This window comes from Chitinophaga japonensis, assembly GCF_007830125.1.
Taxonomy (GTDB): domain Bacteria; phylum Bacteroidota; class Bacteroidia; order Chitinophagales; family Chitinophagaceae; genus Chitinophaga; species Chitinophaga japonensis.
Window position 1 is genome coordinate 615,491 of sequence record NZ_VLLG01000002.1, and the last position, 26,064, is coordinate 641,554.

General features: G+C 53.4%; 22 protein-coding genes. 15 read left to right on the top strand and 7 right to left on the bottom strand.

The genetic code is table 11. From position 1 onward, the window contains the following. The first annotated feature begins 139 nt into the window (after positions 1-139). The 9 genes from LX66_RS02355 to LX66_RS02395 all read left to right on the top strand — a co-directional run bounded on the left by LX66_RS02355 (position 140) and on the right by LX66_RS02395 (position 12,951). Positions 140-697 carry an RNA polymerase sigma factor gene (locus tag LX66_RS02355; protein ID WP_145710286.1) on the top strand — a complete coding sequence of 186 codons (558 nt, stop codon included), beginning with the start codon at positions 140-142 and terminating at the stop codon, positions 695-697. Positions 698-855: 158 nt separating this feature from the next. Beyond that, a complete protein-coding gene (locus tag LX66_RS02360; RefSeq protein ID WP_145710287.1) occupies positions 856-1,818 on the top strand; it encodes a FecR family protein in 963 nt (320 codons plus the stop codon). A gap of 120 nt (positions 1,819-1,938) precedes the next feature. Beyond that, positions 1,939-5,319: a SusC/RagA family TonB-linked outer membrane protein gene (locus LX66_RS02365; RefSeq protein ID WP_145710288.1), complete on the top strand. Its 3,381-nt coding sequence runs from the start codon at positions 1,939-1,941 to the stop codon at positions 5,317-5,319. Positions 5,320-5,351: 32 nt separating this feature from the next. After that, on the top strand, positions 5,352-6,851 hold the full coding sequence (locus tag LX66_RS02370) for a RagB/SusD family nutrient uptake outer membrane protein (RefSeq protein WP_211365958.1): 1,500 nt from the start codon (positions 5,352-5,354) through the stop codon (positions 6,849-6,851). 161 nt (positions 6,852-7,012) lie between these two features. Then, the gene (locus LX66_RS02375; RefSeq protein ID WP_145710290.1) at positions 7,013-8,845 is read left to right on the top strand and encodes an alkaline phosphatase; all 1,833 of its coding nucleotides are present in this window, start codon (positions 7,013-7,015) and stop codon (positions 8,843-8,845) included. 145 nt (positions 8,846-8,990) lie between these two features. Next, positions 8,991-9,983 carry a helix-turn-helix transcriptional regulator gene (locus LX66_RS02380; RefSeq protein ID WP_145710291.1) on the top strand — a complete coding sequence of 331 codons (993 nt, stop codon included), beginning with the start codon at positions 8,991-8,993 and terminating at the stop codon, positions 9,981-9,983. Positions 9,984-10,226: 243 nt separating this feature from the next. Further along, positions 10,227-11,168 (top strand): helix-turn-helix domain-containing protein, encoded by a 942-nt coding sequence (locus LX66_RS02385; protein WP_145710292.1) that lies wholly within the window; start codon positions 10,227-10,229, stop codon positions 11,166-11,168. 217 nt (positions 11,169-11,385) lie between these two features. Then, complete coding sequence (locus LX66_RS02390; RefSeq protein ID WP_145710293.1) at positions 11,386-12,198, top strand: AraC family transcriptional regulator; 813 nt, start codon at positions 11,386-11,388, stop codon at positions 12,196-12,198. 63 nt (positions 12,199-12,261) lie between these two features. Continuing rightward, positions 12,262-12,951, top strand: coding sequence for a hypothetical protein (locus LX66_RS02395; RefSeq protein WP_145710294.1), 690 nt, complete (start codon positions 12,262-12,264; stop codon positions 12,949-12,951). A 3-nt stretch (positions 12,952-12,954) separates the two neighbouring features. Here the strand turns inward: LX66_RS02395 and LX66_RS02400 are convergent, their stop codons facing one another. Together LX66_RS02400 and LX66_RS02405 are read right to left on the bottom strand one after the other, a co-directional pair. Continuing rightward, positions 12,955-13,500, bottom strand: coding sequence for a hypothetical protein (locus LX66_RS02400; RefSeq protein WP_145710295.1), 546 nt, complete (start codon positions 13,498-13,500; stop codon positions 12,955-12,957). 4 nt (positions 13,501-13,504) lie between these two features. Beyond that, the gene (locus LX66_RS02405) at positions 13,505-13,978 is read right to left on the bottom strand and encodes an RNA polymerase sigma factor (RefSeq protein WP_145710296.1); all 474 of its coding nucleotides are present in this window, start codon (positions 13,976-13,978) and stop codon (positions 13,505-13,507) included. Positions 13,979-14,128: 150 nt separating this feature from the next. Between LX66_RS02405 and LX66_RS02410 the strand changes: the two genes are divergently transcribed. Further along, the gene (locus LX66_RS02410) at positions 14,129-15,337 is read left to right on the top strand and encodes a DUF1624 domain-containing protein (protein ID WP_244620263.1); all 1,209 of its coding nucleotides are present in this window, start codon (positions 14,129-14,131) and stop codon (positions 15,335-15,337) included. Between the two features lie 4 nt (positions 15,338-15,341). Here the strand turns inward: LX66_RS02410 and chrA are convergent, their stop codons facing one another. Beyond that, positions 15,342-16,439, bottom strand: coding sequence for a chromate efflux transporter (chrA, locus tag LX66_RS02415; RefSeq protein ID WP_145710297.1), 1,098 nt, complete (start codon positions 16,437-16,439; stop codon positions 15,342-15,344). A 133-nt stretch (positions 16,440-16,572) separates the two neighbouring features. Between chrA and LX66_RS02420 the strand changes: the two genes are divergently transcribed. Next, on the top strand, positions 16,573-17,844 hold the full coding sequence (locus LX66_RS02420; protein WP_158642510.1) for an FAD-binding protein: 1,272 nt from the start codon (positions 16,573-16,575) through the stop codon (positions 17,842-17,844). A 24-nt stretch (positions 17,845-17,868) separates the two neighbouring features. Here LX66_RS02420 and LX66_RS02425 read toward each other — a convergent pair whose 3' ends face one another. Next, a complete protein-coding gene (locus LX66_RS02425; protein WP_145710299.1) occupies positions 17,869-18,384 on the bottom strand; it encodes a DinB family protein in 516 nt (171 codons plus the stop codon). 236 nt (positions 18,385-18,620) lie between these two features. Here LX66_RS02425 and LX66_RS02430 point away from each other — a divergent pair, with 236 nt between their 5' ends. From LX66_RS02430 to LX66_RS02445, 4 genes are all read left to right on the top strand, one after another. Then, on the top strand, positions 18,621-18,980 hold the full coding sequence (locus tag LX66_RS02430; RefSeq protein ID WP_145710300.1) for an SWIB/MDM2 domain-containing protein: 360 nt from the start codon (positions 18,621-18,623) through the stop codon (positions 18,978-18,980). Positions 18,981-19,255: 275 nt separating this feature from the next. Next, positions 19,256-20,251, top strand: coding sequence for a hypothetical protein (locus LX66_RS02435; RefSeq protein WP_145710301.1), 996 nt, complete (start codon positions 19,256-19,258; stop codon positions 20,249-20,251). Positions 20,252-20,273: 22 nt separating this feature from the next. Beyond that, the gene (locus LX66_RS02440; RefSeq protein ID WP_145710302.1) at positions 20,274-21,314 is read left to right on the top strand and encodes a hypothetical protein; all 1,041 of its coding nucleotides are present in this window, start codon (positions 20,274-20,276) and stop codon (positions 21,312-21,314) included. A 204-nt stretch (positions 21,315-21,518) separates the two neighbouring features. Beyond that, positions 21,519-23,402, top strand: a complete 1,884-nt coding sequence (locus LX66_RS02445) for an FG-GAP-like repeat-containing protein (protein ID WP_244620264.1) — start codon at positions 21,519-21,521, stop codon at positions 23,400-23,402. Between the two features lie 62 nt (positions 23,403-23,464). On the opposite strand, the gene LX66_RS02450 is transcribed toward LX66_RS02445, so the two are convergent. The 3 genes from LX66_RS02450 to LX66_RS02460 form a co-directional block, all read right to left on the bottom strand. After that, positions 23,465-24,106 carry a carboxypeptidase-like regulatory domain-containing protein gene (locus tag LX66_RS02450; protein WP_145710303.1) on the bottom strand — a complete coding sequence of 214 codons (642 nt, stop codon included), beginning with the start codon at positions 24,104-24,106 and terminating at the stop codon, positions 23,465-23,467. 273 nt (positions 24,107-24,379) lie between these two features. Next, complete coding sequence (purE, locus tag LX66_RS02455) at positions 24,380-24,886, bottom strand: 5-(carboxyamino)imidazole ribonucleotide mutase (protein WP_145710304.1); 507 nt, start codon at positions 24,884-24,886, stop codon at positions 24,380-24,382. Next, positions 24,886-26,028, bottom strand: a complete 1,143-nt coding sequence (locus LX66_RS02460) for a 5-(carboxyamino)imidazole ribonucleotide synthase (protein ID WP_145710305.1) — start codon at positions 26,026-26,028, stop codon at positions 24,886-24,888. Before LX66_RS02460 ends, purE begins: the two co-directional genes overlap by 1 nt. Positions 26,029-26,064: the final 36 nt, after the last annotated feature.

The window sequence follows — 26,064 nt, forward strand, 5'->3', positions numbered from 1 at the left end:
CTTATTAAAATGTCCCGGTATAATACCGGGACATTTTTTTTATTAGTTTAGTGGCGGGTGACAATGAACACGGGCCGGCAGCGGTTTAACAATTTCATAAATTCCACGATTAGCAAATCATATCGCACAACCAATAACTTTGAGCCGGTTACGCAGCCATATGCAAAACGACGGTACAATATGGGATAAGGTAAGGCAGGGTGACGAAGCAGCTTTCCGCCAACTGTTTGAGCAACAGTGGGAAGCGCTGTTCACCTATGCATATAAGATCCTGAAGGACCAGGCGCAGGTCCAGGACATTATACAAGGCCTGTTTATCCACCTTTGGGAAAAGCGCGCAACATTACCACGGGTAACAGCAGTAATGCCTTACCTGCGCCATGCGCTACGCAACCGGCTGCTGAACGCGATCCGCGACCAGCATGTATACCAGCGTCATGTAACAATTTTCCGGCAGGCCGTAATGGAGAGTGATAACTCGCTGATAGAAGGGTTACACCTGAAAGAAACCGAACAGCAGCTACTCCGGTCTATTAATACGCTGCCGGAAAAAATGAAAGATGTGTTTTACCTGCATCGTATTGAAAACCTGTCCGTGGCCGAAATAGCCGCCCGCACCGGATCTTCCGAACAAACGATCCGCAACCAGCTTAACACTGCATTACATCGCCTTAGAGTGATAGGAGGCTGGAAGTAGGAAATAGGAAGTAAGATTCCCACCTGATATTCATACCTCACACTTCCTGCTGCATACCTCTTACTACAATAACGTCTTTTATTACCAAATTGTTAAGTCGTCACTGAAATAGTTATTCACCTCCGCAGCCGTGTCTTTATATAAACGATACCTCTATAGTGGACAGATCTACGCTTCTATATCTACTGGAAAAGTTCCGCCAGGGCGCCTGCACGGAAGCCGAGCGGCAGTTGCTGCACCAGTGGCTGGACCGGCTGGAGCAGGATGCGGCAGAGGACCTTTCCCTCCCGGACGATGAAAAGCAGCGGCTCCGCAACGATATGCTGCACAACATACTGACCATCCCTGCTGCTGCGCCCCAGCGGCCGCGCCTCATTATCCGCCGCTGGATGAAAGCAGCCGCCGTGCTGCTTCCCCTGCTGGGCGCCGCCTGCCTGCTCTACTTACAATACCGCCAGCCGGCGCCTGCGGCTACCTGGCAAACCCGGCATAACCACACGGCTGCTGTACAGCGCATCCTGCTGCCGGACAGCTCCCTGGCCATACTGGGCGCGCATACCAGCGTACAATATACCACCGCCGATACCGGCGCCACCAGGCTGGTGCGGCTGCTGAAAGGCAAGGCCTTCTTTGAGACCCGCACCGATCCGCAACGACCTTTTATCGTGGAGAGCAACGGCATCCGCACTACCGTGCTGGGCACCTCCTTCTCCGTAGCGGCCTATGAGGGTTTGTACGCCTGCCGCGTAACGGTGATGACCGGCAAGGTGCAGGTGCATACCAATGCCGGCAACTATGGCGTGCTTACGCGCGCACAACGCATTACCATTCCCGCCGGCACGGCAAAGCTCCTGCGCGACACGGTTGCCGTGGCAGACGCCCTGGCCTGGACCAAAGGCGAGATCGTGCTGCGCCACGCCAGCCTGCAGGAGCTGATGCAAATGCTGCGGGAGCAATACGGCATTACCGCCCACACCCGGCTGAATGCAGCCGAAGGCGACTACACCCTGCGCCTGCAGGCCAGCATGCCATTACAGGAAGTACTGGATGTAATAGAAAAAATCAGTTATAAACCTAAAATCCGCTTTACTATGGAAAGAAATCGACTTCTCATTTATTAGAAAGGAAACCGGCGTTTGCGCTAACAAACACCGGTAATTGCTACAGTATAACACAGCTATGCACTTGTCCGAAATGCAAGCCAATGGCCTTGCTATGTCATGACCTTAACATTTACAAATATGCAAAAAATCAGACAATTATTGTGGATCCCTGTCCGCCGCACCGCTTTGGCATCGCTGGCCCTGGTGCTCCTCAGCTCAGTGGCCGTAGCCCTGCCCGGCGCTGCGCAAATGCTTCAAAAAGTAGTACGCCAGTTGCAGGTGCCGGCCGGCAGTCTTTCCGGCGCACTGAAAAAACTGGAAGCCACGGCAGACATTCGCCTGGCCTATGACGAAACCGCCCTGAAAAAGATACAGGTACCGGCCGGCGCTTACAAGTCAGGCACCGTGGCCAATATATTGCAGCGGCTGCTGCTCCATACCTCGCTTACTTATGAAGAGCGCTATAATACCATCCTGATCTATGAGAAACAAACGGCGCCCACCCACAGCTCCGGCATACAGCAGGTAGTGGAAAAAGTAACCCTTACCGGCACCGTATCTGACAAGAACGGTCCCCTGGTTGGCGCTACCGTAGTGGTAAAGGGTACGGCCAACGGTACGGCCACCGATGTGAACGGGCACTTTACCCTGACTGTAAACACAGCAGACAACCTGGTGCTGGTGGTGAGCATGATTGGCTATAAAACCACGGAAGTACCGGTTGGCGATCAGCGCAGCTTCCGGGTACTGCTGGCGGAAGATGCCCTGAACCTGGACCAACTGGTGGTGGTAGGATACGGTACGCAACGCAAGGCCACCCTCTCCGGGGCCATAGCGGATGTACAACTGGACAAGCTCAGCTCCCGCTCCCTCAACGATATGGCGGAAGCCCTGCAGGGTAAAGCGCCCGGCGTGATCGTGCAGAACCAGGGCGGCGATCCCACCTCCGTACCGAAGGTGTATATACGCGGCCTGGGCGGCGTGAACGGCGAAGAGCCTTTGTACGTAGTGGATGGTTCCATTTATACCGGCGGCCCTATCAACCCGAATGACATTGCTTCCATCAATGTGCTGAAAGATGCTGCCGCCGCCATCTACGGCGCAAGAGCTTCCGGCGGCGTGGTGATCATCACCACCAAAAAAGGAAGGGAAGGCGCCGCCACCGTAACGCTGGACGCCAAGTTCGGCTACCAGATGGCCGCTAAAAAACTGGAAACGCTTACAGCCAAAGAATTTGCCGACGTGATGAACACCGCGGCGGATGCGGCCGGCAATTCACGCCTGGAAGCTTTTGACGCCAGCCAATACCCCGATGGCCAGATCACCCGCACCAACTGGCTGGATGAAATATTCCGCTCCGGCAAGATACAGGACTACAATATCAATGTGAACGGCGGCAATGCCAAAGCGCACTATTATATGGGCTTCGGTTACCGCAAGGGAGAAGGTATCCTGCTGAACACTTACAGCGAACGGTACTCCTTCCGCATGAACTCCGACGCGCAGATAAAGTCCTGGCTGAAAATAGGCGAAAACCTCTCCTACACCTATACCAACGGCAACGGCGCCAATACCACCAGCCCTTATACCGGTGCGATCTTCACTGCGCTGGGCTACCCGCGGCATATTACACCTTACAACCCGGATGGCTCTTTCAGCGGTATGCCAGAGCAATATGCCGGCGCCTACGGCGACCTGGCCAACCCGGTAGCCATCCTGCAAAGGCTGGATTCCAAAACCCCGGTGAGCAATATCAACATCAATCCCTACGCGGAAATACAGCTTACCAAAGACCTGCTGTTCCGCTCCAACTTTGCAGTGACCAAATCTTTCAGCAATGCCAAAGACTTCACTACCAAAGTACCGGAGATCGGGAAGATCAGCAATACCAACCAGTTGGCGCAAACCATCAACAACTTTTCCGAGATCCTCTCCGAGCAAACGCTTACCTACAACAAGCAACTGGGCGATCATAGCCTGAACGTACTGGCCGGTTACACTTTCCAGCAGCATGAGGGCGACGGCCTGTATGTATACGCAGGCGGCTTTAACGACGAGCGCGATGAGTACCGCTACTTTGACAACGCCACCCTGTTCTACAAGCCTTCCAGCAGCAAGAACAAATGGGCGATTGAATCCTACCTCGGGCGTGTTAACTACGATTACAAGAACAAATACCTGCTGACAGCACTGGCCCGCCGCGACGGCACTTCCCGCGTAGCGCCGCAAAACCGTTATGAAACCTACTACTCCGTTTCCGGCGGATGGGTGCTGACGGAAGAAGCCTTCCTGCGCCCGGTGCAGTGGCTCAGCTTCCTGAAGCTGCGCGGCAGCTATGGCCTGCTGGGCAACCTGGGCAGCCTGCCCAGCAACGCGGTGAACATTCCTATGGAGGCCATCCAGATATACATGGGACAAACACCCACACAGGTAGGCGGTTATGCAGAGAATGCGCTGTCCAATCCCAACCTGAAATGGGCCAACTCCCGCCAGGTAAACATCGGCACGGACATCGGCCTGTTCAACAACAGCCTGTCACTGGTAGCAGATTATTTCATCAAGACCACGGAACGAATGCTGCTGCCCGTACCGCCGCCCAGCACCGCCGGCGTAAGCAACAGCACCTGGAAAAATGCAGGCAAGGCCAGGGATAATGGTATTGAGCTGGGACTGAACTACAGCGGCAACAGCGGCAAGGACTTCCAGTACAGCGTGGGCGCTACGCTTACGAAAGTGAGCAACAAGCTGCTGGCCCTGGATGAAGGCCGGACCGTGCTGCCCAACGATATCAGCGTGCGCAGCATATTGCGTCCCATACGCACAGAAGTAGGACAGCCGCTGTACTCTTACTACCTGGTAAGAACCAACGGCATTTTCCAGACGCAGGAGGAAATTGACAATTACCGCTCCAAAGACGGCGCCCTGATACAGCCGGATGCCCAACCCGGCGACATCCGCTTTGTGGATAAGAATGGTGATGGCATCATCAGCAACGACGACCGCGAGTTTGTAGGCAGCGCTTACCCGGATTTTACTTATGGTATCACCTTCAACGCCAGCTACAAAGGCTTTGACCTGAACCTGTTTGCACAGGGCGTACAGGGCAACAAGCTGTTCAACGCGCTGAAATTTACCAATATGAACGCCAGCGTAGGCACCAACTTTAACATGCTGAAAGATGTGCTGAACGCCTGGACACCGGAAAATCCCAACAGCGATATACCGCGCATTACCGCCGACGATGCCAACGGCAACTATGCCACCTCGTCCGACTGGTACATTGAGAACGGCTCTTACCTGCGCATCAAAAACCTGACGCTGGGCTATACGCTGCCGGCTGAGTTGACCAAACGTGCGGGCCTCAGCGCGCTGCGCGTTTATGTAACGGCCAATAACCTGTACACCTTTACCGGTTACAAAGGTTTTGACCCGGAAGTGGGCATGGATGAATACGGTATTGACAAAGGCCGTTACCCACAGGCCAGGAGCATACTGCTTGGGCTGAACGTTAATTTCTAGTTTGCTGAAACTGACAAAAAATGAAAGACAATATGCAAAAGATCATTCAACATATTATGCTGGCCGCAGCGGGCATCCTGGCACTGGGCGCCTGTAATAAAAAGCTGGATATCGTGCCGGAAGGCGCGCCTACTACCGGTAACTTCTGGACCACGGACAAGGACGCCATTGCCGGCGCCAATGCCATGTACGAACAATTTGATAATGAAAATTTTTACGGGCGCGGTTTCTGGTGGTTTATTAATGCCAGCGACGATATGGTGACCGGCCGCGTGAACGGGCAGGGCGACAACATCAAGAATTTTAACCGCAATTTCCTGGGCGGCTCCTACACCGAAAGCCAGTGGAAGCTGCGTTATATCGTGATCAAACGCGCGAACGACGTGATCCTGCAGGTACCGGGCATTGAGATGGATGCGGCGCTGAAAAGCCGCATACTCGGTGAAGCCTATTTTCTCAGCGGGCTGATGTACTTCCAGTTGGGCTACACCTACGGCGGCGTGCCCATTGTGAACCGCGACAGCTTGCTGAATGACAAGCCCATCCCCCGTGCAGCCAGCGCCGATGTTGTTTATGCGTATGCAGAAAAAGAGCTGCAACAGGCGGCTGCCCTACTGCCCTACTTTGACCAACTGGCGCCGGCAGACTATGGCCGGGCGCATAAAACAGCAGCCTGGGCCTACCTCAGCAAAATGTACCTCTATAAAAAGGATTACGCGAATGCGGAAAAATACGCCGACTCCGTAATATCGAGCGGCAGGCACCAACTGCTGGACAATTTCAGCGATGTGTTCACCATTGCCAGCAACTGGTCCAAAGAATACATCTGGAGCGCCTATTCCACTTCACAGGGCCCGTCCGGCTGGGGTAGCATACTGCCGGGCGTAATGCTGGAAAACAAAGGCTGGGGCGAATATAACGGCTGGGGATACTATACGCCTACCAAAGAGCTGTATGACGCTTTTGAAGCAGGCGATAAAAGAAGGGAGGCCACCATCCTGCAACCTGGCGACACCTTCACTTTCTTCGGGGAAGAAAAGGTATACAGCTCGCTGAACAGTCTTTCCGGCTACCAGTTCCGGAAGTACATGGAGCCTTTTTCTTATGCCAACGCCATTCACCTGAGCCCTAACGGCGACCACCCTACTACGGACCTGAACCTGCCGCTGCTACGCTATGCAGAAGTGATCCTCATCAAAGCGGAGGCCAAACTGATGCAGGGCAAAAATGCCGATGCAGAGATCAATATGATCCGTCACCGCGCAGGCCTGGCCAATGTGACCAACGCAGACATGAGCGAGCTGAAAAAACAGCGCCGTTGTGAGCTGGCCGGTGAATGGGCCAACCGCCACAACGACCTGGTGCGCTGGGGCGATGCACAGGCGGCCTACAGCCAGCCCCTGCACGGCTATAATGGCAGCGTGGTATGGCCCGCCCGCACCTTTAACCCGGCTGTGCACAACGTATGGCCGGTGCCGCAAAGCGAGATCGATAACGGCGGCGGTGTTGTGAAGCAAAATACCGGTTGGTAAACCCTGGGGGAAATTCCAGATCCCAAATTCCAAATTCCAAAGTGAAGGCCGGCTCCCGGCTGATACAGCACAGTTACAGATAGTTGAACGACCGCTTCATTTTGGAATTTGGAATTTGGGATTTGGAATTTCTATTTTTATATTTTAAAACGTACCATCTTATGACCAAATACATCCTGGCATCCTTATTATCCCTGGCCGCAGTGCAGGCGGGTCTTGCGCAAACCGCGCACTACACTACCGCCAACGCCCATGCGCATAATGACTACGAGCACGATATTCCTTTTTTCACTGCCTACTACAAGCATTTTGGCTCCGTGGAGGCGGACGTATTTGCCAGGAACGGGCAACTGTACGTAGCCCATGAGGAAAAAGGGATAGACAGCGCACGCACGCTGGCAAAACTGTACCTGCAGCCCCTGCAGGCCATGCTCAAAAAGTACAATGGCGATATTTTTGATAACGGCAGCTCCCTGCAATTGCTGATAGACTTCAAAACAGACAGCCTGGTGACCATGCAGACATTGCTGCGGCAATTGCAGCAGTTCCCGGATATTACCCGCTGTCCGCACATACAACTGGTCATCAGCGGCAGCCAGCCGGTGCCTGCGCAGTGGAAGGAGTACCCGGGCTATATACTGTTTGACGGTAAAAAAGATGGCGTTTACACCGCTGCGCAACAGCAGCGCATCCCGCTTTTCAGCTATAACTTTAAAGATTATACGCAATGGAACGGCAAGGGCGCTATCGTAGCCCCTGAAAAAGAACGCCTGCAGTCCCTCATAGACAGTGTGCATCACATGGGCAAAAAGATCCGCTTCTGGGGCGCGCCGGATAATGTGAACACCTGGATCACATTGTCCGGCATGGGCGTGGACTACATCGGCACGGATCATCCCGAAGGGCTGGCCGCCTTCCTGGACAGCCGCCCCATGGCGGGATACCGGGCTGCCGATCCTCACCAGGTGTACGCTGCCCGCTATGTCAATAACGATCGCCTGTCCAAGGTAAAGAACGTGATCCTCCTGATAGGCGACGGTATGGGCCTGACCCAGATCTACGCCGGCTATACCGCCAACCGGGGAAAGCTGAACCTCCTGCAGATGATCAATATCGGCTTTTCAAAAACCAGCTCTGCCGACAGCTACATTACCGATTCCGCCGCCGGCGCCACGGCGATGGCTACCGGGCAAAAGACCAACAACCGCTACATAGGCGTGGACGCTACCGGGGTAAAGCACCCGGCCATCCCGGACCTCATTCAGCGCTACGGCATGGAAAGTGCGCTGATCAGCGCGGGTGATATCACCGACGCCACGCCTGCCGCCTTTTACGGGCACCAGCCGGAAAGGTCCATGCAGGACGCCATTGCCCGTGACCTGCTGCAAAGCCCCGTGAGCATCCTGGTGGGCGGCGGCCTGCGTCATTTTGAGCAGCGCAACGACAGCCTGGCTGCCCGCCTGCAGCAAAAGGGATACACCATCAGCCGCCGCTTTGCGGACCTGGACAATATGCATACCGCGAAATGGCTGCTGCTGGACGACTCCGCCGTAGTGCCCGTGCTTAAAGGCCGCGGCGATTTCCTGGCCCGTTCCCTGCAAAAGACCATCCAGCACCTGCAGGACAATCAACACGGCTTCTTCATCATGGCGGAGGGCGCCCAGATAGATGCCGGGGGCCATGCCAACAATGTGCCCTACAACGTAACCGAGATGCTGGATTTTGACAAAGCCATAGGGGCCGCCATGCAGTTTGCCGATACCAACGGGGAAACCCTGGTGATCGTTACTGCCGATCATGAAACCGGCGGCCTGAGCCTGCTGGGCGGCGATATCCGGGAAGGGTATGTAAACGGCCATTTCAGCACCAATGATCACACGGCGGTAATGGTGCCGGTGTTTGCCTATGGCCCGCATTCCCTTGACTTCAGGGGTGTTTATGAGAACACGGAGATATTTGAGAAGATCATGAAGATATTGTCGGAACGGAAATAAGGAAGCTAAAACAGACAAAAGAAAGGGGGATGGCCGCAGTATTATTGCAGCCGGAATAGCCATATTGCGATTGCTAAATCGAGCTTGAGAAGGGTTTACAACTTACCAGGGAGTGCCATTATTATTTACCCTTCAATAGGATCCCATGATGCAGTATCATGTCTCCGGCAAAATGCTGGCTGCAATTACTGTGCGCAATGACATTCCCTGGCAGTACCAACAGCATCAGCTTCCCTCTGCAACACATACCGAATTTACCAGCGGGCCTTTTGGCGCTATCCTGAGCCAGGTGATCGCCAATGACGACTGGACGATACAACAGGTACAGTTTTTCATTACCCGCCCGGTGCGCCTGTACCCCGTGACCGGCGAGCCGCTGGGAGCGCTGCATTGCATGCTGACCGGCAGCGTGCCCTGTGTACTCAAAGGGTTCGGGAATGTGCTGCTACAGGAAAAAGAGCTGTACTTTTTTTATGTGCCTGCGGGCACACGCAACCTGGCGGTTTTTTCCAAAGGCTACTACGACTCCTTTCACATCAGCTTTACACCCGGTTACCTTGCAGGCTTCACGCATAACGGCTCTCCCCTGAAGAACATATACCAGCAACTGCAACAGGGCCTGGCAACAGGTGGTTATGCCGGCAGTTGCGCATTAAGCCTGCAGGCCATGGAACAGGTGGAAAAGATCCGGCAGTGCCAGTTGCAGGGCAGCCGGCGAAAGCTCTATTACCAGGCCCGCATCAACGACCTGATGCTGCTGTATATGGCCGGGCTGGAAGATGCCGGGCGGGATATGGCCACTTCGGGGAAATACGAAAAAGAGATGCAGCAACTGGCCAGCTATGTTGCAGACAACCTGGAGAAACCGTTGACAGCCGCCCTGCTGGCCGGCAAAATGGGATTGCCTCTACAGGTAACAGAAAGGGAATTCCGGAAATTGTTCCAGCAAACCATCCGGTCATACATACACGATCAGCGGATGAAGCGGGCCAAACTGCTGCTGGCAGCAGGCAAAATGCCGGTTACGGATGTAGCCTACACCGTGGGGTTTGCCGACGTAGCCTATTTCAGCAATGCATTCAAAAAACAGTTCGGGATCACGCCTACAGGGTATCAGCAGTTACACAAACACCGGTAAAAATTACAAGCCGGCGGATGGCAATATTACAAATGCATCATAATGGTTTTACGGATATTTGATCAGGCAAAAGGAAGTCATCTTCCACCCCGGTAGTTTCCCGTTCCATTGCTTCATTGTAAAAATTAAGCTGTCAACCTATGCAAAAGATATCCTTTCCCGGCAGCAGCCCCCTCAGGGTTGCCGCACAATAACCCCAGCAACCAAGGAGATATAACTGGCAAAGAACAAGCGTTCCGACACATGGAAATTCTTCTCAAAGGTACCCGTACAGAGATCCCTTTGCGGCTGATCCCGTATGTTGCCAACTGGGCCACTGTAAGTTACCTGCAATACGATTTCGGCCACCTGCTCCTGCAACGGTTCCTGCACAAGTATTACCGCATCTGCATCTACCGTTTCATAGCAGACCGCAGCGGCAGCCTGCGCCTGCAGTGTGAGCAGGGCACCATCCTGCTGCAACTGATCACGGAAGGCCCGATAAAAAATATCATACAGGGATATGGCCATGTACTGTTGCAATCCGGGCAGTACGCCTTCTGCTATTTCCCCGCCGGCACCCATGAGATACAACTGGACGCCGGGGAGTACGAATCCATGTATATCACACTGCATACCTCCCTGCTGGAGGAACTGGCCGAAAGCCTTGAAGACATGCGGGCCATACTCTCCTGCCTGCACACAGCCAGTAGCCAGGGCGCCTGCCTGACCCCGCTGGAAATGGACTACAGGATGCAGGACATCATCAGCGACATACGCCGTTGCCGGGAAACCGGCGGCAACCTGCTGGTGGAATTCAGCACCAGTATCCGCAACCTGCTGAACCTGTACAGGAAAGCGCTGCAGGCAGCCGACCAACTGAGAAAGCTGCAGGCATCCGTTTATACTGCCGCTGTGATCAGCATACAGGAGGAAGTAGCTAAAAACCCCAGCATACAGCAGCATACACTCGCTTACTTTGCCAGGAAGCATAACATGAGCCAGTCCACGTTAAAGCGTTACTTTAAAGCAGTATGCAAGAAAACCCTGCACCGTTACGTATGGGAAGAGTGCATGAAAAAGGCCGTATGGATGCGGTACAGCCAGCAGCTCAGCCTGGACGAGATCGCAGATGAAGTAGGTTATGCAGACAAATCCGGCTTCCTCAAATCCTTTAAAAAGTATGCCGGCGGCAACGGCGACTGAGACAGGCTCCCTCCTCCCCGCTATTCATAAATTTTCCGCGCCGGGTAGCCCAACCTGCCACTTAAAAGTGTCTTAACTACATGAAAAGGGACAACCATTACTTTATTGGAAAAAGGTCTTAAGGTACCAAGGGGGGAACCTTATTGTGCTAACCGGACCCAACGCCTGTACCTGCACCCGGGGAGCGATCCTCCCCGGGTTTTAGTATTTTTGCCGCATGATTGCGGTGCAAACATATGTTCCCGAAAAACTACACCCGTTCGTAAAATCATTCTGGCGCCTGGAGGTAAACGCCGCACCTGGCCAGCCATATGAAGAAGATATTATACCGGACGGGCACCACGAGATCATCTTTCACCTGCAGGCCCGCAGTGGCAGCCGGAAAACCGAACATCAATACTGGGCGCCGGAGCCGGAGGCCTTCTTTGCGGGGCAAACCCTGCGCAGCTACTCCCTGCAACTGAGCCCTGGCGCCGTGTTGTACGGCATCCGGTTTTACCCGCATACGCTGGCGCTGCTGTTTGACTTTCCGGCCACCACCATTACGGACCACCTGCTACCCCTGGCAGACATACCGGCTGCGGACCGGCTCCGTTCCTGCATTACGGAACATGCACCCAGTACTTTTTCCCGGCTGGAAAATATGCTGTATGCAAGGATCGCCGCGCTGCAGCCACCGGACAGCTTCCGTTATGTGCATGCTTCCGTAGCCGCCATCCTGCAGCAGAAAGGCCATGTAAAAGTGGATGCCCTGGTACGCGCCGCAGGCATCTCCGGCAGGCACCTGGACAATTCCTTCAAGAAGTTTGCCGGCATTACGCCCAAGACCCTGTGCAACATCGTGAAGCTGAACCATTTCATTCACCATAAAAAACAGCACGCGTTCAAAAGCCTCACCGCCTGCACCTACGAAGCGGAGTTCTACGACCAGTCCCACCTCATCAAGCTATTCAGGGCCTTTACCGGCAAATCTCCCGGCACATTCTTCAGTGACGCCCATTACATCAGCGGGCATTTTACCGCCATGTAGCGCAGTTCATTTTTTTACAATTCCCGGGAGGAGCAGCCCCGTATGTTTGCAGGAAAAAAGCAGATGAAAAGACTCACCTTCCTCTTAGTGCTGTTGTCCCATTCCCTGCTGGCGCAGCAGCACATTGCGCAGTTTGCCGTGTGGGAGCCCGGGGCCGGCGGCAGCCAGGCATTTGAAACAGGCTACCGGCAGCACCTGCTGTGGCACAAAGACAAACAGGACCCCTGGGCCTGGTATGGCTGGTTCATTATTTCCGGCCCCCGGTACGGCACCTTTGTGGATGCTACTTTTGACCATGACTGGAGCGATTTTGACCATGCTGTAGATCCTGCCGGCGACCGGGCGGATAATGCGCTGCATGTACACCCGTTCGCTGAAGTAAAAACGGTGTTCAAAGCCGCCCGCATAAAGGAGCTGTGCATGACGGACAGCAGCAGCTTTACTGCAAAGTATTTACGGATGCTCACGCTGGAGGTATCAGATATTAACAACGGCATCCGGCTGATCGCACAGTTACGTTCCAGGATGCAGCCGCTCCGGAACTTCGGGGTGTTCCAGGTGGTGGATGGCGGCGATATTAACCGGCTGATCCTGCTGCTGGGCTTTGATAACTTTGCCGCCTATGGCCGGAGCGAAGCGCTGCAGGCCACGCTGCTGCAACTGGAAGCCGCATCCAAGCTAAAGACCATCCATGCCATCAGCTCCGAAACGCTGGCCTACCGGGCAGACATGAGCCTTATTCCCGGCCGCTGACCATTATGCTGCATCCAGGTCCTTTACAATGCTGCTGATCTGGCCGATCCTGCCGGACCATACCCGGTACAGCGAAAATAGCTGTATGCCCAGGAAAAGCAGTACACCAGCCAGTATCCAGTATTTCGTGGCGCTCCAGGTGATCTGGGCGAGGAAGAAGAGCAGCAGCCCGCTAATACCCAGCAGGCGGGATAGCAGCGACACCACGGAAAACTGCCGGACACGCTGCAGGTACAGCGTAAGGGACTGTTTCAGGTTGCCTGCTTTCACCGGGTTTTTGATCAGCAGGTAACCGGCAATGTTGTGCAGCAGCATCAGCGAAATGCACAGCACCAGCAGCGCGTTCAGGTAAAAGGGCTTTTCCCGGCCGTCAAAAAAGTCATAATACATCAGCAGGAAAGCCGCATATCCCAGGCTCTCCACCAGCAGTTGCCGCCGGATAGCTTTCAATGCGGGAGGGAATGATCTGCCGGCAGCGGGAATGTGCTGCATTGCTCCCGGCCGGCTGCCTGCCTGCTGCCAGGCGGATTTTAAAGCATCTTGTTCCATAACATTATAATTTTAAAAGTGTTTTGATCCTGTTCCTGATCCGGTGCAGCTTCACGCCTACGTAATTTTCCGCGATACCGGTAATGGCGGCTATCTCCTGGTAGCTGAGGTCTTCCAGGTAAAGGGCCATGAGGGCCCTGTCTGCATCGCTCAACTGCTTCAGTGCGGCAAAGAGTTGTTCCTGCAGCTCCTGCCGGGCATCTTCCGGGTCGGCCGCCTGTTCCGGCAGGCTGTCCCGGTAAATGACCGGGGGCGCTCTTTTGCGGAAAGCTGCCAGCGCCGTGTTCAGCGCAATACGGTATATCCAGGACGAAACTTTTGCCTCCGCCCGGTAGGCTGGGTACGCCTTCCAGACCTGGTACACGATCTCCTGGAAAAGATCTTCCCGGTCTTCGCGGGTATCCCGGTACAGGCGGCATATTTTATATAACATAGGCTGGTGCTGCCGGATAATGGCCAGTAGTTGCTGATCGTCCATGCTTGCTGATTTTGTATGCATCGGTGCTGTTATCCCATTAGTTGCAACAGGGGCCCGGAACTTACACCTCAAATGGTCTTTTTTTGTATCTTGCGACCACTATACTTCTCTGGATCTGCGTTATTTCACTGCCTTCTAAATACCTGAATCATGTCTACCATCACTATGGCCTTGCCTACAACGGCCATTAAAAGTAAGCGTATTACATCTATTGACCTCCTGCGGGGCATCGTTATCATCATTATGGCGCTGGACCATGTGCGGGATTATTTCCACGGGGATGCTTACCTGTATGATCCTACCGATCTTTCGCAGACCAGCGTTTTCCTGTTCTTCACCCGCTGGATCACGCATTTCTGCGCGCCGGTGTTCGCCTTCCTGGCAGGCACTTCCGCATTCCTGAACGGGGTGAAGAAAAGCAAAAAGGAGCTGACCCTGTTCCTGCTCAGCAGGGGCGCCTGGCTGGTGCTCCTGGAGTTTTTCATTATTACGCTGGAATGGACCTTCAACCTCAGCTACGACGTATTCCTGGTACAGGTGATCTGGGCCCTGGGCGTAAGCATGATCGCCCTGGCCGGGCTGATCTGGCTGCCCCGCAACATCATCCTGCTGACGGCCATTTTGCTGATAGCGGGACATAACCTGCTGGATAACGTGCATGTGCCGGGAGCGGACGGCGCCGCCATTTTCTGGGCTTTCCTGCATGAGCAGCGCTTCTTCACCATTGGCGGCACCGGGCTGTTTGTAGGCTATCCCATCCTGCCCTGGATCGGCATTATGACGGCGGGCTACTGCTTTGGCAGCCTGTACGTACCCGGTTACGATCCTGCCAAAAGGCACAGCATACTGCTGTACCTGGGACTGGGCGCAGTGCTGCTGTTTGTGCTGCTGCGCTCTGTTAACGTATATGGCGATCCCGCGCCATGGGCCGTGCAGCGAAACCCGGTTTTCAGCCTGCTGTCCTTCCTGAACACCACCAAGTACCCGCCTTCCCTTTTATACACCCTGATGACACTGGGGCCATCCTTCCTTTTCCTGGCCTTTGCGGAAAGGCCGCTGAACGCGCTGACGGGAAAGCTGGTCACCATCGGCCGGGTGCCCATGTTCTTTTATATTGTGCACATTGCCTACATACACGGGCTGGCTGTTATTGCGGCCGTCCTGACCGGCTTCCGGCCTTCGGACATGGTGCTGGATACCTGGGTGACCGCCAGCCCGCAGCTACAGGGATATGGCTTTAGCCTGGACATCGTATATCTGTTGTGGATAGCCGTGGTGATCAGCCTGTATCCTTTATGCAAATGGTATGATACCTACAAAAGGAACCACCGGGACAAGCAGTGGTTAAGTTACATTTAACGGTTTACAGGAAAGAAAGCAGGTACCCGGACAGCGCGCCACCCAGCACAATGAACGCTGTATTCAGCCGCGGGAACAGCAGGATGGCGGCAAAGCCGGCCAGGGCTATCAGGGTGGTCCTCCAGTCGGTGATGGCCACCCGGCCCATTTCCACGCAAACAGCCAGTATAATGGCAATGGCAGCCATGTTCACCGTGTCCAGGAATACAGACAATATCTTTGACCGCCGCAGCCGGGGGATCAGCGGGTTGAGAAAAGCAACGAACAGGAAGGAGGGAAGGAAGATGCCGGTAGTAGCCGCTATCGCGCCCGGCCAGCCGGCAATCTGCCAGCCGATGAAGGTAGCCGATGAAAAAACCGGGCCTGGCGTAAACTGCCCTACTGCAATGGCATCCACCAGTTGCTGTTTGGTCAGCAGCCCGGTACTTACCAGTTGGGCATCCAGGAAGGCAAACAGCACGTAGCCGCTGCCGTATAAGATAGCGCCGGTCTTCAGGAATATCCAGAACAGCTTCCAGCCGCTCACCAGCACCAGCGGCGTCACGCTGTTCAACGCCGACTTCCCCTGCCGGGCCACCTGCAACAGGATGCCCGCCAGCCCTGCTCCGAACAGTACGTAGATCTCGTTTACACCATACAGCACCAGCGCTGCCGCTATCGCGCCTATTACCCCCAGCTCCACGGTTTTAAGGGCCCTCCTGCCCAGGGAGATCATCAGCGCCACGATCACAGCGATAATAGCCGGTTTGATGCCGTAGATGAACGGCGCTACCTCCGGCAACGCTCCGTACTGCTGGTAAGCCCATGCAAATGCGGCGGTAATAAGCACTGCCGGCAATATGAAGCAGGCGCCTGCTACGATCAATCCTTTCCAGCCTGCCTGCTCATAGCCGCAATGCATGGTCATCTCCGTGGAATTGGGCCCCGGTATCAGGCTGGTAGCGCCCACCAGGTCCAGGAAATGTTCCTTTGACATCCACCCGCGCTTGCTGACCACTTCCGTTTCCATCATGGCAATATGCACGGCCGGGCCGCCAAAACCAATGCAGCCAAGTTTGAAAAACACCTTTGCCACTTCCTTTAATGACTGTTGATGCTCCATAGCAGCAAAGTAGGGAAAATGCTGAAAAGTTGTAACTTGACCGGAAAGTCATCGCAACATGGAAAAAAGAACTTTCATTAAGCTGTCTTCTGTGTTAGTGACCGGCACTGCGTTTTCTCCTATGATCCGTTTCATGCAAGACAATAAACTTAAGAACTGGGCAGGCAATTACACCTACAGCACCAACAGGCTTCATCATCCCGCATCGGTAGCGGAAGTACAGCAGTTGGTAAAAGACCTCCGGAAAGTAAAGGTATTGGGTACACGGCATTGCTTCAACCCTATTGCTGATTCTACAGAAAACCTCGTATCACTGCAGCAACTGCAACAAATAACCGCCCTGGATAAAAATGCCCGCACCGTTACGGTGGAAGCCGGCGTGAATTACGGGCAGCTATGCCCGTACCTGCAGGAACAGGGCCGGGCATTGCATAACCTGGCTTCGCTCCCGCATATCTCGGTAGCCGGGGCCTGCGCCACGGCTACCCATGGCTCGGGCAACCGGAACGGGAACCTGGGCACGGTGGTATCCGCCCTGGAAATGGTAACTGCGAAAGGAGACCTGGTAACCCTGTCCCGAGAAAAAGACGGGGACCTGTTTAACGGCGCCATTGTGCATTTGGGCGGCCTGGGGGTGGTCACCAAAGTAACACTGGACATACAACCGGCCTTCCTGGTCCGGCAGGACCTTTATGAAGGCTTGCCGCTGGCGCAACTGGCCAATCATTTTGAGGATATCTTTTCCGCCGGCTACAGTGTAAGCCTGTTCACCGACTGGCAGAACGGCGTATTTAACCAGGTATGGCTGAAACGCCGGGTGGAAGCGGGCAGCACGGCGGATCTGCCGCAGGACTTTTTCGGGGCTACGCCGGCTACCCGGCCCCTGCACCCGATAGCGGCGCTTTCCGCGGAAAACTGTACGGAACAAATGGGCGTACCCGGTCCCTGGCATGAACGCCTGCCACACTTCCGGATGAACTTTACGCCCAGTAGCGGAGAAGAACTACAATCTGAGTATTTTGTTCCCCGTGACAAAGGGTTTGCGGCCCTGCAAGCTATTGACGGCCTGCGCGATCACATAGCGCCCCATCTTTTTATTTCAGAGATCCGTACCATAGATGCAGACCAGCAGTGGATGAGCCCCTGCTACCAGCAGCCCGGCATGGCCATACACTTTACCTGGAAACAGGACTGGCCTGCCGTAGGCAAAGTGCTGCCCCGGATAGAAGCAGCACTGGCGCCTTTTGATGTACGGCCGCACTGGGGTAAATTGTTCACGATCCCCCCCGGGCGGCTGGCGGCGCTGTACAAGCGGCTGCCGGACTTCCGGCAACTGCTGCAGGATTACGATCCGGAGGGCAAGTTCCGGAACGCTTTCCTGGATACGCATATTTTCAACACCTGAACGGTACCGGCGCTGCGGGGCCTGCTAGTACCGGTCCCAAAAAGGAGGCGGCTCAATGCCCAGCGCGCGCAGGTATACGTATCCCTGTCCGCGGTGGTGCACTTCATTATCTACCCAATACAACATGATGGAATAAAGCGGTCCTTCATACTGGCCGAAAGCCAGCTCCACTTCCTGGAAACGGTGCGGCGCTATCTCCGGCCAGCGGGCGTCTATCTGCGCGGTTACTGTGTCCCATCGCTGCAGCAGGGCTTCTTTTGTAAATCCGTCCTGCTTTTCTTTGGCATGGTCCAGGTCGCTGATGGGCTGCCACTGGCCTGTTACCACGCCTTCTATCCCGGCACTGGCCAGGTCCATCATTTCCACCGCCATTTCAGAGAAGGGGCGCATGCCGCCCAGGGAGAACCGGAAGAGCTCGTTTTCCGGGAAAGCTGCTATCACGCGGCGGGTGAGCTGGCGATGCCCCTGCCAGTGCTGCAGCAGGGCTTCGGGCGTAATAACGAGGGCGGGCGCTGTTGCCGGGGTGGTGTTGTTTGTCATTGTTAACGGGTTTGAGATTAGGTGAAATATTGTTGACAATACAAAGCAACGCCGGGGTAGTGACAACCTTATGTCAGCAGCAAAAAGGGCCTGTTAAAATTATTTTTAACTGAACAAATTCCGGTTTACCCGGTTATGTTAAAGACCGGATAGCTTTTATAATCTCCAGGGGTAAAATACCGGTTTGGCATAATTTAAGCTATTAATTATTAATTCATTGATCAAAATATAAGTAAATGGCAAAAACAGCAAAAAAAGCAACCAAGCCAGCTACCAAACAACCGGCAAAGAAAGCCGCAGCTAAAAAAGCAGCGCCCAAAAAAGCGGCCGCTAAAAAAGCAACGGGCAAAACAGGATCAGGTCTTTCCACCCCCGTTACGCCCAGTGCGGAACTGGCGAGCGTAGTAGGTAACAAGGCTATGCCAAGAACGTCCATCATCAAAAAGATATGGGACTACATCAAGGAGCATGACCTGCAAGACAAGCAGAACAGGCGGATGATCAATGCGGACAGCAAACTGAAACCGGTTTTTGATGGCAAGAACCAGATATCCATGTTTGAGCTGGCCAAAGTAGTCAACAAACACGTTCAGTAATGTAGCCGCCGTAAGGCCTTCCTCTATTCACATCTCCACCATGAATCAGTAGTCGTGCTGAGCATTCCAGACCTTTGCTGGCTTCTTTTGCGGCCGGCAAGGGTGGTGTTTTTTGTAATTCGTTCCCCAACCTGCCTGTTTGTGCTTCACCTAATAGCGCATGCCTGCGAAACAAATGAGCAGGGGCTTGCCCTGGATGGAAACCTGTTGTTTTGTTGACCGGGACCTATTACTTTTGGCACTTTCTTAACCCGTAAAAACACACTCCTGTACCAATGAAACGACAATCGTTCTTAGTTGTTTGTTGCCTGGCAACCGCAGCTTTACTGAACTCCTGCAGCAAAAAAGCCGACATCGCCCCAGCCCCTGTTCCGGCCCCGTCTCCGGCAGCCGCTGAAAAGACGATCGTACACCTCCGTCTGGGTGGCGACATTTCTGTCGGCGAGTCTCCATTGCCCTATGGGCGGCAACATGGTCAATACGTATATGCCAGGACTTTAAGGGACAGTACGATCTATGCAATAGATGTACGCACAGCCGACTCCCGGCCCTATGCCGCCGGTATGTTCAACAACACGGACAGCATTACGCTGGAGCTGACCAAAGGGTTGGACTATATCATTACCGCTGCCGCTTTTAAAAAAGGAAGCGGTCACGGGCTATGGTATGAAATGACCGGCGGATTGCAGCGCTTCGGATATCCGTTTAACCGTACGCTGGAAAACAAGATGGTGTATAATGTTACGGATAGCTTTTTCATGGCTAACCTGGATTATACACAGGTGTTCGCCAGTGATTCCACAAATGCTTATGCAGGGTATTTCCCCGAACTGGACAGCTACATGGGTACCGTTAACTTCAGCCCGGACTCCGCCCAAACGCTAGACATCCCGCTGAAAAGGATCGTTTTTGGCCTTCAATTCAACGTAGTGAATTTTAATGACGGAAAGTTAATCGTTCAATACGAAAATTATCTGCCCAACAGGTCCTATACACCACAGGACATCAGCAACAGCCTGGGCATTTATACAGGCAATGCCTTCCGCTGGATAGAAGAACTTAACGGCGCGAATGATATCTTGACCCTGAAATGGGAAAGAACCGATGGCAACGTGTATACATTAGGCAGTAAGACATTGCCTGCTTTCAAAAGGAACTATATAACTACCGTAAATGTAACGCTGCCTACCGATCCCTCCACCGTTAATAATGGTGTAAGTATCACCCTTAGCGACACTACCTGGACCAGCAGCAACACCGTTGATTTCTAATAACCCTTCACCTCTGTACTTTATGAACACAAGCAAAAAATATTCACTGGCTATTTATATACTGGCTGCGGTTGTAACCTTGTACGCCTGTAAAAAATCGGATACACCCGCATCTGCTCCCGCACCCGAACCAGCTACTGCTGAGAAAGTAAAGCTGCAGCTCCGTTTAAGCGGTGACATCACTATAGATGAAACGCCATTGCCCGGCGCCCGTATACGTAATAATGGCAACTATGTATATGCCCGGACCCTGGAAGACAGCACTATTTATGCGGTAGACGTACGTACCGGCAACTGGGAGCCTTATGCAGCCGGCGTTTTTAACTGGCCGGATAATATCGTAATAGAAGTGCCCAAAGGCACCTACTATACTATCAGTGTGGCTGCATTCAAAAGAGGTACCGGCGTTGGCCTGTGGTGGACCACAGTGGCAGGCGGCTACCAGTATTTCGAGCGACCACTGGACCGGCCGCTGAAAAACGAAATGTCCTATTCTACCGTTCCTGGTTCTATTGATGCACTCTCTCACAGCTTCCTGGATACTTTATCCAATATGACCGTGCGTGGAACCTGGTATGACAATGCAGTAAAAGAGAGGTTTTACTATTCCGAGCTGGATACTTATTTTGGCACTGCCGGCTATAATGCCGGGGATTCCGCTGTCATACTGAACATCCCATTAAAAAGGGTCAGCTTCGGCATCCGGTATAATGTGACCAACTTTAATGGCGGCAGGCTGATAGCAGATTATAATTATTTGATGAAAGCCCGCAGCTTCACACCACAAAATATTACCGACAGCAGTTTCAGTATTTATACCGCTGATACCTACCGCTGGAGCGACTCACTTTACTCCTGGGAGCAGATCCCTTTAACACTGACCTGGGAAAAGCCCGATGGCAGCACCCAGGTATTGGGCAGCAAAGTGATCTCGCCCAAAAGAAACTCCCTGACCACGGTGAATGTTACCCTGCCGCCATTAACCGGCGATACCGGTAATGTAGGCGTTGACATCCGGCTGACGGATACCACCTGGCTGGGAAATAACACGGTTGATTTTTAAGTAACCGCTCCTTCCCGGTATTCACTTCTTATAAGCGGCCCGCTTCATATGATCATATGAAGCGGGCCGCTTGTTTGTTAAATAATCTTTATCTATTTGTTTAATACTCTTTTTTTAACTTAAAAAACACTTAAATTTATTTATCTTTTATTTAGCATCCCAAAATTCTCTAAAAAGCACTATACCAATTAACCTATATTCAACATGAGAAAACCAAACTCAACCCAGCGTGGCATAGCTACTATGCCACTCCCTTTCTTCCTGGTGGCGGCCCTGTTCCTGGCCGCCTGCCGGAAGGAAATGAAACCCGCCAACGAACCAGCTACCGAAAGGGCGCTGACAGCTTCTGCCGCCATCGCCACCGTGCCTGAGCTGAACACGTTCAAGGTCATGTCCTTTAACGTTCGCAACCACTCCGACGATGATCCCTTTTCACAGGATGAAAGGAAAAGCTACATCCTGCAGGTGATCCTCGACAATGATGTGGACATCCTGGGCATCCAGGAAATAGCCGTCAATGCGATAGAGGATTATTTCAATGCACAGCTCACGGCAGCGGGCTACGGCTATTACTCCTCCGGGGCTTCCAACGGCTCTCCCAAGACCATTTATTACAAAAATTCCCGGTTTACCCGCACCAATGCAGGCTGGTTTACCATGCGCACCCCGGACTACCGCACGGGGAAATGGGTGGTGCTGCAGGACAAGGTTACCGGCAACAACTATTTTGTGTGCAACAGCCACTGGACCACCGTCAGCTCTGCAGAAAGAAGCATGAATGCGGATACGGTGCTGGACGCCATTAACACCAACAACACGCAGCACCTGCCGGTGATCTGCATGGGCGACTTCAATGCCAAACCCGGCACCCCGGAGATCAACAAACTGAAAAACGGCCTGAGCATGGTAGACGCCCTGTTTGAAGGCGCCGGCGATCCCACCTTCCACCGCTGGGAGGCTGCCGGCGTAAGCAAGATCGACTATATCATGAGCACGCGGGACATGGCTTTTACCAGCTCCAAAGTACTTACCACCAGTTTCAACGTGGGTGGCCAAACGTTATGGCCTTCTGACCACTGGCCGGTAATAGCCACTTATACCACTGCCGTATTCGGCGGGCCTCATATCGATGAGAACGGGAAAAGCGCCAGCTCGCTGACCAGCTTTTCCTTCGCCGACGTAGACGGCGATGGGAAAAAAGACAAGATCTACTGGAACCGTACCTATGACAACGGCAAGCCCAGGGTATTCCTTTCCAACGGCGACGGTACCTTTGCCACTCCGGCCGTTACCCATGCCGCAGGCGCTTCCACACTATCTACTACCCAATATTACTACGCCGATGTAAACGGCGATGGCAAGGCCGATGAAATTATGTGGGACCGCACCCTGTACTCCGGGCACACCCGCGTATTCCTGGCTACCAGCGGCGGCAACTTCAGCGCTACGCCGGTAGATAACCCCGAAGGCACCAGCCAGGGCACCACTACCATTTTCAACTTTGCGGATGTGAACGGCGATGGCAAAGCGGATAAAATCTACTGGAACTCCACCTTTGACAATGGCCATACGCGGGTGTACCTGGCCACATCCGGTGGCAGCTTTAGCGGCAGTGTTGTTTCAGGAGCAGAAGGGGCCAGCACCACGGCAGGCACCACTTTTTATTATGAGGATGTAAACGGCGATGGCAAAGCGGATAAGATATTATGGCATCCCTCGCTCAATTCCGGCAAGACCATGGTATACCTGTCTGATGGTGACGGCACTTTCAGCGCCTCCTCTTCCTTCAGCAATTCCGGCGCCACCAGCGGGTTGTCCAGCACCGCCTTTCATTTTGCCGATATCAATGGCGATGGCCGGGCGGACAAGATCTACTGGAACCCCGGTAATTATTTAGGCGAGCCCAAAGTATACTACTCTTCCAATTCAAATACTTTCAGCGGTCCTGTTTACAGCCTGCGAGGCACTTCCCAAAGCGCCAACACCCGATTCTATTTCGCGGACATCAACGGGGATGGAAAGGCCGACCAGGTACGCTGGAACTATGGAGAAAACAGCGGCGCGTTGCGGAATTATTTTGCGAATTAGTCATTAAAAAAAGTCCGCAGACGCTATGTCTGCGGACTTTTCCTGCGCCCCCGGAACAGGGTCTATTTCAATTTTATCTTTACCACTTCATCCTCTGCAGTGACTTCCACAATTTTTTGCAGCAGGTCGGCGTGGCCTACATTATAATATTTGCGTTCGTAATAATTGGTCGTGTTGCCATAACTACCGTACCCGCTTCCCGTATACTGGTCGTAATAAGCGCCCGAACTCCAGTTTAACACGCCCTCAATGTAATATTTCCCGGGTTTCATGTTGGGGAACGTAAATTCACCGTCACTGTTGGTAATGGCTTCCAGCCTGTATTTCCAGGCATCCGGGTGTATGAAGGCGAACTTCAGCTTTTTGGGATTTACTTTCTTCTTCAATCCGAGATACTCTTCCCAATAGGGAGAATACGGAAATAAAATCACCTTTATCTTATTGGCGTAAATACGTTTTTCCAAAGGGGCTTTGTACCCAAAAGCAGTTTTAGGTTTTGTAAAGGCTACTCCTTTGATCGTAGCCTTCCCCTTCATCAGGGCCTGTTTTGCAGATATAGTATCAAAGGGGGTTTTGGGCATCAACCTGATCGTATCATCTCTTTCCGGTTCTACATATTGTGCGCTGGCATTAAAGCTGCACAGCAGCAGGAACGCTAAGGCCGGGAAAATGCGTCTCCGGTGGGTTTTATTCGCTGTGTTCATGGGTCAGAACATATTTTCCGGCAAAGTTAGTTTCAATGAATACGGTGATCAATACCGGTTTACCTGTATTTCCAGGTACCTGTTAACAGGTATTTTATCCGTTCCCGCAGCCGTAAAATAAAAGCCACAAAAATGAGCGAAATAAGCACCGCAATAGAGACCGCATGATAAAAAGCTGAAGCAACTTTTAAAGGAAGCTGTTTTAGCAGGAGATAAATCCTTGCTGGAAATGTTAAGGCGCGCTATTGATCTTTCCATTTTCCAAGCGGAAAATCAGATCGAGTTCTTATACCCTTCTTTCTCGATCTTTTCGGCGGAGTCCAATACTTTCTGTTTCAGGGATTCTTTGAAGGCTTGCAGCCGCGTGGCAACTTCCGGGTCGAAGGCGCCGATTATTTCGGCTGCCAGGATGCCGGCATTGGCGGCGCCGTTCAGGGCCACGGTGGCTACGGGCACGCCTGCGGGCATCTGCAGGATGGATAATACCGAGTCCCAGCCGTCAATGGAGTTGGAGGATTTTACAGGCACGCCGATGACGGGAAGGGTGGTCATGGAGGCGACCATGCCGGGAAGGTGGGCGGCTCCCCCGGCGCCTGCAATGATCACTTTCAACCCGCGCTCGCGGGCAGTGCGTGCGTAATCATACATCCGTTCGGGAGTACGGTGGGCGGAAACGACGGTAACTTCGCAGGAGATCCCGAGCTCTTCCAGGTATTCCGCAGCGCTGCCCATTACTTTCAGATCGGACTGGCTGCCCATGATGATTCCTACTTGACTCATTAGGCTATGATTTTAAATTGTTCCTGGATGGAACGGGCTTTTTCCAGTGCTTTCTGCAGATCGTCGTCCAGCACGGTTACATGGCCCATTTTCCGGAAAGGCTTCGTCTTTTTCTTGCTGTATAAATGAATATGCGCCCCCTGGATGCCTGCTATATTTTTAAACCCGTCATACCGGGCATCGCCCGTGTATCCCGTGGCTCCCAGCAGGTTGACCATAACTGCGTTGGAATACATATGCGTGTCTCCCAGGGGCAGGTTAAGGATGGCTCTCAAATGCTGTTCGTATTGCGAGGTTACACAGGCTTCGATGGTATGGTGACCGCTGTTATGAGGCCGGGGCGCGAGCTCATTCACCAGCAGCTTCCCGTCTTTGGCCACAAACATCTCCACGGCCAGTATGCCGACCAGCCCAAGCTTTTCGATCACGTCTACCGCGATCCTGCGTGCCTCCTGTGCCATTTCCCCGGAGATCTGCGCAGGGGCAGATAACAGTTCCACGAGATTGGCTGCTGCGTTGAACCGCATTTCCACGACATCGTAGGTAACCGTTTGCCCGTCTTCATTACGGGCTACCAAAACGGCCAGCTCTTTTTCAACATCTACCTGGTCTTCCAGGATGCTGGGCGCATTGAACGCCCGCGGCAGGTCGTCCCTGCTGCCGATCTTGTACACTCCCTTCCCGTCGTATCCCGATTTACGCAATTTTTGCACCGCCGGGAACCGCTCAGCATGCTGCTCCAGTTCCTGCCGGTTTGTGATCTTTATATAGGGCGCGGTCGGGATCCGGTGGGCGGCAAAAAAGTCTTTCTGCAAGCCTTTGTCCTGGATCAGCTCGATCAGCTCCGGCTGGGGAAATACCTGCACTCCTTCCCCGCGAAGCTTTTTCAGGGCTTCCACGTTCACATGCTCGATCTCGATCGTGAGCAGGTCCAGGCCCTTCCCGAAGGCGTATACATCTTCATAACTGACAAAGGAACCGACCTTGAAATTTTTACAGTAAGCGCTGCAGGAGGCCTGGTCATCCGGGTCCAGTACATGCACCTCTATGCCAAAATCCATAGCTGACTGGATCAGCATTTTCCCGAGCTGTCCGCCGCCCAGGATACCCAATTTAAAATTCGCCGAACTAAATTTCTCCATGGCAGCGCAATATTACAAAATTCCAGCCGGATCATT

Excerpts from the sequence above, each read along its gene's own strand:
- LX66_RS02400 (WP_145710295.1), bottom strand. The coding sequence starts at position 13,500 with ATGGAACAAGATGCTTTAAAATCCGCCTGGCAGCAGGCAGGCAGCCGG.
- LX66_RS02445 (WP_244620264.1), top strand. The coding sequence starts at position 21,519 with ATGAGAAAACCAAACTCAACCCAGCGTGGCATAGCTACTATGCCACTC.
- LX66_RS02450 (WP_145710303.1), bottom strand. The coding sequence starts at position 24,106 with ATGAACACAGCGAATAAAACCCACCGGAGACGCATTTTCCCGGCCTTA.
- LX66_RS02370 (WP_211365958.1), top strand. The coding sequence starts at position 5,352 with ATGCAAAAGATCATTCAACATATTATGCTGGCCGCAGCGGGCATCCTG.
- LX66_RS02375 (WP_145710290.1), top strand. The coding sequence starts at position 7,013 with ATGACCAAATACATCCTGGCATCCTTATTATCCCTGGCCGCAGTGCAG.
- purE (WP_145710304.1), bottom strand. The coding sequence starts at position 24,886 with ATGAGTCAAGTAGGAATCATCATGGGCAGCCAGTCCGATCTGAAAGTA.
- LX66_RS02435 (WP_145710301.1), top strand. The coding sequence starts at position 19,256 with ATGAAACGACAATCGTTCTTAGTTGTTTGTTGCCTGGCAACCGCAGCT.
- chrA (WP_145710297.1), bottom strand. The coding sequence starts at position 16,439 with ATGGAGCATCAACAGTCATTAAAGGAAGTGGCAAAGGTGTTTTTCAAA.
- LX66_RS02390 (WP_145710293.1), top strand. The coding sequence starts at position 11,386 with ATGATTGCGGTGCAAACATATGTTCCCGAAAAACTACACCCGTTCGTA.
- LX66_RS02440 (WP_145710302.1), top strand. The coding sequence starts at position 20,274 with ATGAACACAAGCAAAAAATATTCACTGGCTATTTATATACTGGCTGCG.
- LX66_RS02420 (WP_158642510.1), top strand. The coding sequence starts at position 16,573 with ATGCAAGACAATAAACTTAAGAACTGGGCAGGCAATTACACCTACAGC.
- LX66_RS02430 (WP_145710300.1), top strand. The coding sequence starts at position 18,621 with ATGGCAAAAACAGCAAAAAAAGCAACCAAGCCAGCTACCAAACAACCG.
- LX66_RS02460 (WP_145710305.1), bottom strand. The coding sequence starts at position 26,028 with ATGGAGAAATTTAGTTCGGCGAATTTTAAATTGGGTATCCTGGGCGGC.
- LX66_RS02425 (WP_145710299.1), bottom strand. The coding sequence starts at position 18,384 with ATGACAAACAACACCACCCCGGCAACAGCGCCCGCCCTCGTTATTACG.
- LX66_RS02385 (WP_145710292.1), top strand. The coding sequence starts at position 10,227 with ATGGAAATTCTTCTCAAAGGTACCCGTACAGAGATCCCTTTGCGGCTG.
- LX66_RS02380 (WP_145710291.1), top strand. The coding sequence starts at position 8,991 with ATGATGCAGTATCATGTCTCCGGCAAAATGCTGGCTGCAATTACTGTG.
- LX66_RS02395 (WP_145710294.1), top strand. The coding sequence starts at position 12,262 with ATGAAAAGACTCACCTTCCTCTTAGTGCTGTTGTCCCATTCCCTGCTG.
- LX66_RS02365 (WP_145710288.1), top strand. The coding sequence starts at position 1,939 with ATGCAAAAAATCAGACAATTATTGTGGATCCCTGTCCGCCGCACCGCT.
- LX66_RS02405 (WP_145710296.1), bottom strand. The coding sequence starts at position 13,978 with ATGGACGATCAGCAACTACTGGCCATTATCCGGCAGCACCAGCCTATG.
- LX66_RS02410 (WP_244620263.1), top strand. The coding sequence starts at position 14,129 with ATGTCTACCATCACTATGGCCTTGCCTACAACGGCCATTAAAAGTAAG.